This window comes from Myxococcales bacterium (assembly GCA_016712525.1).
Lineage (GTDB): Bacteria > Myxococcota_A > Polyangia > Polyangiales > Polyangiaceae > JAAFHV01.
This window is the reverse complement of sequence record JADJQX010000007.1, coordinates 1894705-1906743: the sequence shown is the minus strand read 5'-3', so window position 1 is coordinate 1906743 and position 12039 is coordinate 1894705. Positions and strand designations below refer to the sequence as shown.

Genomic DNA, 12039 nt, shown 5'->3' with positions numbered 1-12039 from the left:
TCAGTAGTCGTCGCTGGAGCCGCCGCCGCCCGAGCTCCCCCCGCCGCCTCGGTAGCTCGATCCCCCGCCGCCGCCGCCCCCGCCGAAGGCCCCGAGGATGTCGAGGATGAAGCCGAAGATCCGCAAGAACGCGAAGAGACCGGTGCGGAACGTGCGCGACACGATCGCGAGGAAGACGATCACGACGAGCACCGCCACGATGCCGCCCAGGACGATCCTGTCGTCGAGCTTCGGCTTCTTCGCGGCGGGCTTCTGGGGGGCTTCTTTGGCGAGCTCGGCGAGGATCGCGTCCGTGCCGCGATCCAGGGCGCCGTAGGTATCTCCGCTGGCGAGGCCGGGGCCGATGATCTCGCGGTTGATGCGGCTCACGGCGAGGTCGGGGAGGGCTCCCCCGACCCCCTTGCCGGTCTCGATGCGGATCTTGCGATCGTGCGGCGCGACGACGAGGAGGACCCCGTCGTCTTTGCCTTTCTCCCCTACGCCCCACGTGTTGAACGTGTCGTACGCGACGTCCTCGATGGGCGTGCCCTCGAGCGGCCCTGCGACGAGCACGACGACCGCGTAACCGCGCGTTTTTCGGGCCTGATCGAGCTTGCGGTCGAGGCTCGCGCGCTCGGCGCCCGACAGGAGCCCAGGCACATCGACCACGTGCCCGACGAGGGGTGGGGGCGTGTACGCGGCGAGCGCCGGAAAGACCCACAGGAGCGTGAGGAAGAGCGATGCGAGGAAGGCCCGTGCCTTCCGGCCGAGACGAGCGGATGTCACTCCGTGCACGTACCAAGCCCCCGTGGTTTCGTCCATTCGCACACACGGAGCTCTGCCGAGTTTGTCTCGAGAGGCACGCCGGCCATTTTCCTTGCGAGGAAGGTGCCGCTTCCGGCATCCCCTCTCGCGATGCTCCCCATCGTCCTCCGCGGCGCGAAGACCCACAACCTCCGGGGCGTCGACCTCGACCTCGCGCCCGGCACGCTCGTCGCGCTGACGGGACCGAGCGGCGCGGGAAAATCGTCGCTCGCCATCGATACGCTCTACGCCGAGGGGCAACGTCGCTTCGTCGAGAGCTTCAGCCCTTACGCGCGCCAGTTCTTGGAGCGCCTCGAGCGAGCGCCCTTCGACTCGCTGGAGCCGGTGGCCGCAGGGGTCGCCGTCGACCGTCGCGCCCCCGTCAAGTCGAGCCGCTCCACGCTCGCGACGCTGGCCGACCTCGAGGCGTACGTGGCCGCGCTCTTCGGAGCGTCGGCCGTACCGTTTTGCCCCGACCACGGCGTCGCGGCGGTGCACGCGCGCGCGACCTCGGCGGCCGAGGCCCTCGCCGCGCAAAATGAAGGTGCGCGCGCCGTCGTCAGCTATCCCGTCCGGGTCTCCGATACGGAAGCGTTCCTTACGCTTCGTGAGTCGCTCGTAAAGAAGGGCTATCGTAGGCTCTCCGTCGCCGGCGTGCTCCGCGACATCGACGAGGTTCGCCCGAGCGAGGCCACCGCGAAGGACGTGAGGGTCGGCGTGGTGGTCGACCGGCTCGTGCTCGGTCCCCGCGACGTCCGAAGGTTGCAGCAGGCGCTCGAGGCGGCGTGGGGCGAGGGCTCAGGCACGGCCGAGGTCGTGGCCGAGCTTCCCTCGCCGGGGGACGGCCCGCGCACGCGGACGCTCGTCGTCGGGCGCGGCCTCGTGTGCCCCGTGTGCGCGAAAGGATTCGAGCCGCCACGTCCCGCCCTCTTCTCGTACAATTCGCCGCTCGGAGCCTGCCCGACCTGCAAGGGCTTCGGTCGCACGATCGCCGTGGACTGGGACAAGGTCTTCCCGGATCCGGAAAAATCCCTCGCGAAGGGCGCGGTGAAGGCGTGGTCGGGCAAGAGCGCCGACTGGGAGCGGCGCGAGATGCTTGCGTTCTGCAAGCGTCGGAAGATCCCCACCGACGTCCCCTTCCGCGAGCTCACCGACGCGCAGCGCGAGCTCATCGTCGAGGGCGAGGGCCACTGGGACGACGGCAAGTTCCCCGGGGTGCGACGGTGGTTCTCGTGGCTCGAGACGAAGACGTACAAGATGCACGTGCGCGTCTTCCTCGCGCGGTACCGGGACTACGTCCCTTGCCGCGACTGTGGCGGCGCGCGCCTCTCGGCGAAGGCGCTCTCGTACCGCGTCGCGGGGCTCTCGCTCGCCGATCTCCATGCGCTCACGGTCTCCCGCGCCCACGAGGTGCTCTCGGCCTTCGACCCGGACGATCCGCAGGGAAAGCGGGTACGAGGAGAGCTCCTCGCGCGCCTCGGCTACCTCCGCGACGTCGGCCTCGGGTACCTCTCGCTCGACCGCCAAGCGCGCACGCTCTCGGGGGGCGAGGCGCAGCGCGCGGGGCTCACGACGGCCCTCGGGGCGTCCCTCACGGGCGCGCTCTTCGTGCTCGACGAGCCCACCGTAGGCCTCCACCCGACCGACGTGCCTCGCCTCGCGAAGGCGATGCGTTGCCTCGCCGATGCAGGAAACACGGTGCTCTTCGTCGAGCACGATCGGACGACCGTGGAGGCGGCCGATCGCGTCGTCGAGCTCGGCCCGGGGGCGGGGCGCGAGGGAGGTGTGGTGCTCTTCGACGGGACCCCGGGTGAGCTCGCGCGTCGCCGTGATCTCCCGACCGCTCGCGCGTGGTCGTCGCGTCCTCTGCCCCGCGTGACGCCACGCCCCCGTGGTGAGCTGCGGGTCGTCGGCGCTCGAGGAAACAACCTGCGTGACGTGACGTGCGTGGTGCCGGTGGGGCAGCTCGTGGCCCTGACCGGCCCGAGTGGCTCGGGCAAGTCCACGCTCGCGGAGGACGTCATCTACCGCGCCGTCGCGCGCGCGCTCGGGGACACGAGCGTCCCTCGGCCCCTCGCGCACACGAAGCTCGAGGGGGCCTCGAGCTTCGAGCGGGTCGTGCTCGTCGATCAGTCTCCTCTTGGGCGCACCGCGCGCGGGAACGCCGCGACCTACACGAAGGCCTGGGATCGTGTGCGCGCCCGCTTCGCCGCGCTCCCCGACGCGAAGCGCCTCGGGCTCGCCGAGGCCCACTTCTCGTTCAACGTGGCTGGCGGGGCGCTGCGAGGCGTGCTCGGGCGAGGGCTTCGAGACGGTCGAGATGCAATTTCTGTCCGACGTCTCGCTGCTTTGTCCGGTGTGCCGCGGCAAGCGGTTCCGTCCCGAGGTGCTCGACGTACGGCTCGACGGGAGATCGGTCGCCGACGTGCTCGAGATGTCCGTCGCCGAGGCGCGGGCGTTCTTGGATCGACCCGGCGATCGGGACTACGTGCTCGCGCGCGCGCTCGACCCGCTCGTCGAGGTCGGCCTCGGCTACGTTCCGCTCGGCCAGCCGCTCTCGACGCTGTCGGGCGGGGAAGCGCAGCGCCTCAAGCTCGCCCGTGCGCTGTCCGGTCCGCAGAAGGGCACCCTCTACGTCGTCGACGAGCCCTCCGCGGGCCTCCACGGCGAGGACGTGGCCAAGGTGCTCGCGGCGCTGCGCGGCCTCGTCGAGCGGGGCGCGACCGTGCTCGTCGTCGAGCACGACCTCGATCTCGTGCGCGGGTGCGACCACGTGATCGACCTCGGGCCCGACGGTGGGCCCGATGGAGGCCTCGTCGTCGCCGAGGGGAGCCCCGCCGCGATCGCCGAGACCGACACGCGCACGGGCCAGGCCTTGCGTATGTCCAAGTCTACGATTGTAAAAGAGAAAGTGGCTCGCGGTAAGCGCCCCGAGCTCCCTCGCGGGCCCCTCTCCATCGACGTGTCGGGGGCGCGCGAGCACACCCTCAAGGACGTCTCGTGCCGCATCCCGCACGGCGCGCTCACGGTCGTCACGGGCCCCAGCGGCTCCGGCAAGTCGTCGCTCGCGTTCGACGTGGTGTTCGCCGAGGGGCAGCGCCGCTTCATGGAGACGCTCACCCCGTACGCGCGCCAGTTCCTCCCGACCCTCCCGCGGGCCGACGTCGACGCGGTCGTGGGTGTGCCTCCGTCTATCGCCCTCGAGCAGCGCACGAGCCGAGGAGGCGTAAGCTCCACGGTCGCCACCGTCACGGAGATCGCTCACTACCTGCGCCTCTTGTACGCGAAGGTGGGGGACGTCCACTGCCCGAGCTGCGGCGCGCGGGTCGAGGTGCGGTCGGCCGACGAGCTCTTCGCTCAGGTGTCCTCCGATCCTCGCGCGGAGCTCACGGTCTACGCGCCCGCCGTCACGGCGCGCAAGGGCCTCCACCGCGAGGTGTTCGTGCACGCGGCGCGCGCGGGCGTGTCTGCGGCCCGCGTGGACGGCGCGATCGTGCCGGTCGATCCTCCTCCCGCGCTCGACAAGGCCAAGGAGCACTCGGTCGATCTCATCGTGCATTTCGGCGCGGGGAAGGCGCTCGCTCGCGCGTCGTTCGACACCTACCTCACCCTGGGACGGGGCGCGCTCAAGGTCGCCGAGGGCAAGCCGTCCGGGAAGGCGAGGCCCGGGGAGTCGTTCCTCTCGACCACCCGCGCCTGCGGTGCGTGCGGGGAGGGCGTCCCGGAGCTCGACCCACGTTGGTTCTCGTTCAACACGGCGCAGGGGCGCTGCGAGTCGTGCGAGGGCACCGGCGTCGAGGGAGGTCCCGTCGCCGTCGATGCAGGGAAAACGAAGCCGTGCCGTGCCTGCGAGGGCTCCCGCCTCTCGAAGGTCCCTCGGGGCGTCCGCCTCTTCGGCGAGACGTATGCGGCCCTCACGTCACGGAGCATCTCGAGCGTGCGGCGCATCGTGGATGGCGCGCGCTTCGAGGGCCGGAGCCACGCGCTCGCCCACGCCGTGGTCGCCGAGCTCTCACGCCGCCTCGCGTTCGCCGACGAGGTCGGCCTCGGCTACCTCGCGCTCGACCGGCCCGCCCCGACGCTCTCGGGCGGCGAGATGCAGCGGCTCCGGCTCTCGGCGCAGCTCGGCGCGGGGCTCACCGGAGCGCTCTACGTGCTCGACGAGCCCACCATTGGCCTTCACCCCCGCGACACGCATCGGCTGCTCGAGAACCTGCGACGTCTCGTCGCGACGGGGTCGACGGTGCTCGTGGTGGAGCACGACGAGGCCGTCATCCGGGCCGCCGATCACGTCGTCGACATGGGCCCCGAAGGGGGAGCAGGCGGGGGCCGCATCATGGCCGAAGGCCCCGCGAAGAAGGTCCTCTCGTCGCGCACCTCGCCCACGGCGCGCGCCCTCGCGGCGGGCGTCGTCGCGACCCGGCCCGAGAGGCCGAAGCCCACGGCCTTCGTCACGCTCGTCGGCGCCCGCGCGCACAACTTGAAGGACGTCCGCTTCCGCGTCCCGGTCGGGCGGCTCACGGTCGTGTCGGGGGTGAGCGGGTCGGGCAAGTCGACGCTCGTGTCACGGGTCTTTTTCCCTGCCGTCCGTAAGGCGCTCGGCCTCGTCGCGGAGCCCGCGCTCGCCTTCTCGAAGCTCTCGGGGGCCGATGCGCTGAGCCGCGCGGTCGCCGTCGATCAGGCGCCGATCGGGCGCACGCCGCGCTCGGTCCCCGCGACGTTCCTCGGTGTGTGGGACGATGTGCGCAAGCTGTTCGCGTCGCTCCCGGACGCCAAGACACGCGGGTTCTCGGCCGGGCGCTTTTCGTTCAACAGCGCGTCCTCGGGGCGGTGCCCCGCGTGCGAAGGCCAAGGTGTCATCGTGCACGAGATGTCGTTTTTGCCCGACATCGCAAGCCCCTGCGAGGCGTGCTTCGGCCTCCGGTTCGAGCCCTCGACGCTCGACGTCCGGTACCGCGGTCTCTCGATCGGGGAGGTGCTGCGCCTCCCGGCCCACGAGGCCGCCCAGGTGTTCGCGCCGTTCCCCAAGATCGCGCGCCCTCTCGCCACGCTCGACGAGCTCGGGCTCGGGTACCTCACGATCGGCCAGGGCTCGAACACGCTCTCGGGGGGCGAGGCGCAGCGGCTCAAGCTCGCGGCCGAGCTCACGGCCGGCGCGAGCCACGCGCCCACCCTCTACGTGCTCGACGAGCCAACGACGGGCCTCCACGTGGCCGACGTCGCGAAGCTGCTCGCGACGTTCGAGAAGCTCGTCGCGCGCGGCGACACGCTCGTGGTCATCGAGCACCACCCGGACGTCATCCGCGCCGCCGATTGGGTCGCCGAGCTCGGCCCCGAGGCGGGTGAGCACGGGGGCACCCTCGTGTTCGAGGGCACCCCGCAAGATCTCGCGCGGGCCGACACCGCGACCGGTCTCGTGCTGCGAAAAGAAGAAGAGGGGCGCGAGGGCCGGGGCGCCAAGAAGGCCCGCCGCGCCCCCGCGTGAGGTGGACGTCAGCGAGCGTCGGGCGAGCCCGCGTCGATCGCGGGGCACTCGCGGAACGTCCATCCGCACGTCCCTGCCTTGTTGCGGGAGCAGAGCGCGCCGCCCTTGCTCCCGTCCGGGCAGACGACGCTCGGTGCACCCGGAGCGGGCCCCGTGCACTCGGCGGCCTGGCAGGCGTCACCGGGGCAGGCGAAGCTGTAGCCGCAGGTGCCGTTCGCTTGCAGATTGCACGTGTATCCGACGGCCGTCCCGTCGGGGCACTCCTTCGCGATGGTCGGTACGCCGCCGTTGCCACACGCGCCCGGAGCGCGGCAGTTCGGCGCCTCCCCGGGGCAGGCGGGGAAGTCGTAGCCGCACGTCCCGTCGGCGCGGTAGAGACACTCGCGGCCGAAGCTCGTCCCGTCGGGGCACTGGCGGGCGTCCTCCTGGACGGGGCCCGTGCACGTGCCGCACTTCGAGCCCGGCGAGCCGGCGGGGGTGTCCCCGGGGCACGCGGGGAACTCGTAGCCGCACGTGCCGTCTCCGTTGGAGAGGCAATCGCGCCCGATGGCGGTCCCGTCGGCGCATTGTTTGGCGTCCGCGGGCGCGCCGCCCGTGCACGTCGTGCATTTTTCACCTTTCTGGAGCTGGCCGTTGTTCTGGCCGAGCGACACGGCGCCGCCGCAGGCCACGAGCATTCCGAAGGTGAGGATCATCGAAGCGAAGGTCGAAGCTTTCATGGTCATGTCTCCCGTTCGTTAGGTGATGGTGGCGAGGCGGGGCCACGATCATGAATTCGTACGCGGGGGTGACGAATCTCGCCGGCGCGGGAGACCCTCGCGCTCAGAGCCCGAGGAGAGTCCGGAGGCGCTTCGCGTGGGGGCCGTTGGGCTCGCGCGCGAGCAGCCTCTCACCCCTCGCGCGCGCCTCGTCGCCTCGCCCCGCCTTGACGAGCGCCTCGACGCGGAGCACGTCGGCCTCGGCGCCGAGGAGCCCGCGCGGAAACTCGCGATCGTGCTTGTCGAGCGATACGAGCGCGCCCGACGCGTCCCCCCGCGCGAGCTTGGCGCGGGCCTCGTCGAGGCACCGCACCTCGTCGTGGAGCGGATCCGGCGACACGGGCTTCACTCCGGCCGTGGGCTTCTTCGGAGGAGTGTCATCCGTGCTCGGCAGAGACGGCGCGGGCGAGACCGCGACCTCGAACGGTGGCTCGGTGGGCGGGTTTTCAGGCGCACGAGCGCCGCTCGGAGCAGGGATCGCTGCGTTCGGCGTCGTGGGGGCGGCGCTCGCGGTGATCGTCGCGGGGGCGGCTTTCGGGCTCTCGAGCTTCGCCGCGGGGCGCGTGGCGATCGTGACGCCACCCACGAGGGCCGCGGAGAGCACGAGGGCAAAGCCCACCTTCGCCGCGAGCACGCTCGCCGAGCCCGCGGCCACGCCTGCGCCGAGCCCCGTCCCCGCGGCGGTGCCCGTGGCCGCAGCGGCTCCTGCGATGGCCCCACCTGCCATGGCTCCCTTCGCGGCCGTCCCTCCGGCTGCCGTCGTGGCCACGGTCGACGTGGCGCCCAGGACGGCCCCGGCCACGCCGAGCCGCCGCGCCGTGCGCTCGAACGACGTGGCCGACGGGCCGTCGTCGGCCGCCGCGCCGAGCAAGAGCGCCCCGGGGCCGCCTCGTTCTCGAAGTCGTGTGGGCTCGCTCACGGTCTCGCTCCTTTTGGAAAGAGGCGCGACACTTTCGCCTCGAACGCCTCTCGACCACGCCGCAGGCGGGAAGCCACCGTGCCTGCCGGGATGCCCAACAGCTCCGCGATGTCTTTCGTCTCGAGCTCCTCGATCTCGTAGAGCACGAACACGGCGCGCACGTCGTCGTCGAGGGAGTCGAGCACGGCGTCGAGCAGAGCCCTCGCGCGACCCCGATCGAGCAGCTCGTCCGGGCGTGACGCGATGGCCTCCATCTCGGGTGGCGTCGAGACCCCCACCTCGTGCCGCATCACCGCCGACCGCCGCATCTGCGACGCCACACGGAGGGCCGTGCCGAAGAGGTAGGACCGTTCGCTGCCCTCACGAATCGCCGCGAGCTTCTGGGACGCTACGACGAAGACCTCTTGCGCCGCGTCGTCCACGCGCGACTCCGGCACGCCGAAGCGCCGAAGCTGACGCCAAATGAAGGCATAGTTTTCCTGCAGCATGGCGCGGAGGCGCGCATCTTCGGGGGAGGTCCGGGGTCGTTCGTGAGAGCTCGGGGGCGTGCTCGGGCGCGGCGCGGCGCTCTGGCCCTCGGGGGCCTCGCTCGCGTGTCGCTCGGAGGTCGACAGTTCCAGGCTCACTTCCAGCGATGGTCGCACGGTGCACCAACGATCACCGAATCGGTTCCGGCCTCGTCGAATTGTCGCACATGGGCCTACAGTGGCTGTCGGGACCGAGGCTGCTATCGTCCCGCCCCCATGGCCAGCGACTCTACCCTCCGCGTCGACAACCCCTACACCCTCGACGTCGCCTGCGAGGTCCCCTACGCCGACGCCGCCCGCGTCGACGCCGTGCTCGACGGCGCGCGCGCCGCGGCGAGAGAGCTCCGAGCGACCCAGGTCGCCGAGCGACGAGCCCTGTGCGAGCGCGCCTGCGCCGCGTTCGAGGCCGACAAAGAGGCCATCGCGAAGGACATCACCCGCACGATGGGCAAGCCCCTCGGTCAGGCCCGCGGTGAGGTCGATGGCATGCTCGGGCGCGCTCGCCACATGATGGCCATCGCCGAGGAGCACCTCGCCGACGTCTCGCTCCCGCCGAAGGAGAACTTCGTCCGGCGCATCCGCAAGGAGCCGCTCGGCGTCGTGCTCGATCTCCCCGCGTGGAACTATCCGCTCCTTACGGCGGTGAACGCGGTCTTCCCGGCGGTGCTCGCGGGCAACGCCGTCGTCGTGCGCCACTCGCCCCGCACGCCGCTCACGGGGCACGCGTTCGCGCGCGCATTCGAGAAGGCGGGAGCGCCGAAGGGCCTCGTCGCGTCCCTCGACCTCACGCACGAGGCCACCGAGCGCCTCGTCGGCGACGCACGGATCGATCACGTGCTCTTCACCGGCTCGGTGTTCGGCGGGCATCGCATCCAGAAGGCTGCGGCCGACAGGTTCCTCCACGTGGGGCTCGAGCTCGGGGGCAACGACCCGGCGTACGTCGCCCCCGACGTCGACGTGGCGAAGGTCGCGGAGCAGATCGTCGATGGGGCCATCTACAACGCTGGCCAGAGCTGCTGCGCCGTCGAGCGGGTGTACGTGCACGAAAAGGTCTACGACGCGTTCGTCGCCGCGTGCGAGCCCCTCGTCCGGGCTTACGTGCTCGGGGATCCCGAGGACGCGGCCACCACGCTCGGCCCGATCGCGCAGCCCTGGCACCCGGCCGAGCTCACCGCGTTCGTCGAGGACGCGAAGCGCCGCGGCGCGAAGCTCGTGCACGGCGGGAAGGCCACGTCGATCGCGGGGAAGGGCAGGTTCTTCGAGGCGACCTTACTCGCCGACGTGCCGTTCGACGCCGAGGTCTTCCACAAGGAGTCGTTCGGTCCGCTCCTCCCGATCGCGAAGGTCGCCTCCGACGACGAGGCCATCGCGCGCATGAACGACTCGACCCTCGGGCTCACCGCCAGCGTCTGGACCCAGGATCTCGAGCGCGCCGAGCGGTTCGTCCGCGAGGTCGAGGCCGGCACCGTCTACATGAACCGGTGCGACGCACTCGACCCGGCGCTGCCGTGGTCGGGGGTGAAGGACTCGGGCCGAGGGCTCACGCTGAGTCAGCTCGCGTTCGACACGCTCACGCGCCCGAAGGCCGTGCACCTCCGCCTCACGCTTTGACGCGGTGCTCCTACGTGGTCCTACCTCGTAGGCGTGGGTAAGAGCGATCATGCCCTAGCTTAGCGGGTTGTCAGGGTTTTTCGGCGAAGGTCCGCTAAGCTCCGCGCCGTGCGAAAAGGCTCCTCCTGCGTCGTCGGTGCTCTCGGTCTCGCCCTCTTCGTCGTCGCCTGCAGCGACGCAGGCGTCGACGGCTCGGGGGAAGGTGCCCTCCCCGAAGAGAGCCCCTCCGAGACCTCGGGCACCACGCAAGCTGGGCGGCCGTCGCCTGCGCCTTCGGGGCCCGCGTCCCCCTCGACCCCTTCGGGGGAGGGCACCGACGCGGGCGGCGCCGACGCCTCCACGGACGATCCTGGCGATGATGCGGGCACGACGCCCGACGCGGGCGGTGGTGGCGGTGGTGGCGGTGGTGGCATCGACGCGGGGGGTGGTGGCGGTGGCGGCGGCGGAACGCCCGACGCGGGTGGCGGCACGGCGACCGGGCCTGGGCCGCGCCCCACGCGAACGTGCTCGTACACGGCCGACTCCGCGGGCTTCTTCCAGCTCACGACGCGTACGGGCGGCTACGCGTACTGGGTGCGCCTCCCCACGGGCTACAACGCCGCGAACGCCTACCCGATGGTGATCGGCGCGCACGGGTGCGGCGACACGGCGAAGAACTTCGCCACCTGGGCCATGGCACCCGCGGCTTCGCGCGCCACGCAGTCGTACATCGCCGTGTCGGTCGGCGCCGGTCGTGATGGGCAGTGCTGGACCGCCGCGCAAGACGAAGCCAAGGTCTTGGCCGTCCTCGACGACGTCCGCACGTGCTTCTACGCCCACCAGAAGAAGATCACGATGGCCGGGTACTCTTCCGGCGGCATCCTCGCCTACACGACGGCCCTGAAGAACGCGAAGCGCTTCGCGGGGCTCCTCATCGAGAACTCGAGCCTCCAGTCGGCTTTCGGGAGCGGAACGGACGCGGCCCTCGCGGCGGCCGGATGGAAGCTCAACGTCGCGATCACGGCGCGCACCGGGGACACGAGCTTCGCCATCGCGAACGTCCGGACCGACCGCACCAAGCTCCAGAACGCGCGTTTCCCCGTGCAGTACCGCGAGCTTGCCGGTGGCCACGACGGCTCGAGCGACGACTGGGCGGGCTTCCTCTTGCCGAAGATCGGCGCCTTCGTCGCGCCGTGACACGGGCTCGGGCGCCTCAGCGACGCCCGACGTCGAAGCGAAAGTGGGCGCACTCGGGGGCCGTCGTGAGGAGCCTCACGTCGCCGCCGTGAGCGCGCGCGATCCTCGCCGCCATCGCGAGGCCGAGCCCCGTACCTCCCGCGCGGCCGGTGACGTGAGGCTCGAAGATCTTGCCCGCGAGCTCGGTCGGCACACCGGGGCCGTCGTCCGTCACGTCCACGACGAGCCGGTCGCCCTCGACGGCCGCGCGGAGGGTCACCGTGGGGGCCTTCGTCGCCACGGCGATCGCGTTGTCGACGAGGGCCGCCAAGGCCCGAGCGAACAGCCTCGGGTGCAGGGGGAAGCGTAGGTCCGTCGCACATTGGAGGTCGACGTGGGCAGCGCGCTCACCTGCCGCATCGCGAGCGGCCTCGAGCACGGCGTGCACCGGGAGCTCTTCACGCCCGAGCGCTTCTCCACGCGCGAGGTCGAGCATGTCGTCGACGAGGCGCTGCGCGCCGGCCGTGGCCCGCGCGATGCGGTCGAGCTGGGCCGGCACCTTCTCGGGGGACGCCTTCGCGACGAACGTGCTGGCCGCGATGGCCATGAGGGCGTTTCTGAGCTCGTGGGCCGTTTCGGCCGCGATTTCGCCGAGGAGGCGCAGGCGTTCGTCGTCGTCGGGGGGGCTCACGAGGACCTCTTCCTTCCACGACGGCCGGCGCTCGGCAACGCCTGACCCTCGCTCGGTGCGGATTGGGCGAATCGGGCGTTCTTCTTTCAGGCAAAACCGCGTATCGTTCC

7 protein-coding genes and 1 pseudogene are annotated in these 12039 nt (G+C 71.6%); 3 read left to right on the top strand and 5 right to left on the bottom strand.

The window, feature by feature from the left end:
* A complete protein-coding gene (locus IPK71_25115; protein ID MBK8217018.1) occupies positions 1-765 on the bottom strand; it encodes a TPM domain-containing protein in 765 nt (254 codons plus the stop codon).
* A 129-nt stretch (positions 766-894) separates the two neighbouring features.
* Here IPK71_25115 and uvrA point away from each other — a divergent pair.
* A pseudogene (gene uvrA / locus IPK71_25110) lies at positions 895-6268 on the top strand (excinuclease ABC subunit UvrA).
* Positions 6269-6276: 8 nt separating this feature from the next.
* Here the strand turns inward: uvrA and IPK71_25105 are convergent.
* From IPK71_25105 to IPK71_25095, 3 genes are all read right to left on the bottom strand, one after another.
* Positions 6277-6993: a hypothetical protein gene (locus IPK71_25105; GenBank protein MBK8217017.1), complete on the bottom strand. Its 717-nt coding sequence runs from the start codon at positions 6991-6993 to the stop codon at positions 6277-6279.
* 97 nt (positions 6994-7090) lie between these two features.
* Positions 7091-7945 (bottom strand): hypothetical protein, encoded by an 855-nt coding sequence (locus tag IPK71_25100; GenBank protein ID MBK8217016.1) that lies wholly within the window; start codon positions 7943-7945, stop codon positions 7091-7093.
* Positions 7942-8571: a sigma-70 family RNA polymerase sigma factor gene (locus IPK71_25095; GenBank protein ID MBK8217015.1), complete on the bottom strand. Its 630-nt coding sequence runs from the start codon at positions 8569-8571 to the stop codon at positions 7942-7944. Before IPK71_25095 ends, IPK71_25100 begins: the two co-directional genes overlap by 4 nt.
* Positions 8572-8688: 117 nt before the next feature.
* Between IPK71_25095 and IPK71_25090 the strand changes: the two genes are divergently transcribed.
* Together IPK71_25090 and IPK71_25085 are read left to right on the top strand one after the other, a co-directional pair.
* Positions 8689-10083, top strand: coding sequence for an aldehyde dehydrogenase family protein (locus tag IPK71_25090; protein MBK8217014.1), 1395 nt, complete (start codon positions 8689-8691; stop codon positions 10081-10083).
* A gap of 108 nt (positions 10084-10191) precedes the next feature.
* Complete coding sequence (locus tag IPK71_25085) at positions 10192-11259, top strand: hypothetical protein (protein MBK8217013.1); 1068 nt, start codon at positions 10192-10194, stop codon at positions 11257-11259.
* A 16-nt stretch (positions 11260-11275) separates the two neighbouring features.
* On the opposite strand, the gene IPK71_25080 is transcribed toward IPK71_25085, so the two are convergent.
* Positions 11276-11929, bottom strand: coding sequence for a HAMP domain-containing histidine kinase (locus IPK71_25080; protein MBK8217012.1), 654 nt, complete (start codon positions 11927-11929; stop codon positions 11276-11278).
* Positions 11930-12039: the final 110 nt, after the last annotated feature.

Coding starts and splice junctions, on each gene's coding strand:
- IPK71_25090 (MBK8217014.1), top strand. CDS start 8,689: ATGGCCAGCGACTCTACCCTCCGCGTCGACAACCCCTACACCCTCGAC.
- IPK71_25105 (MBK8217017.1), bottom strand. CDS start 6,993: ATGACCATGAAAGCTTCGACCTTCGCTTCGATGATCCTCACCTTCGGA.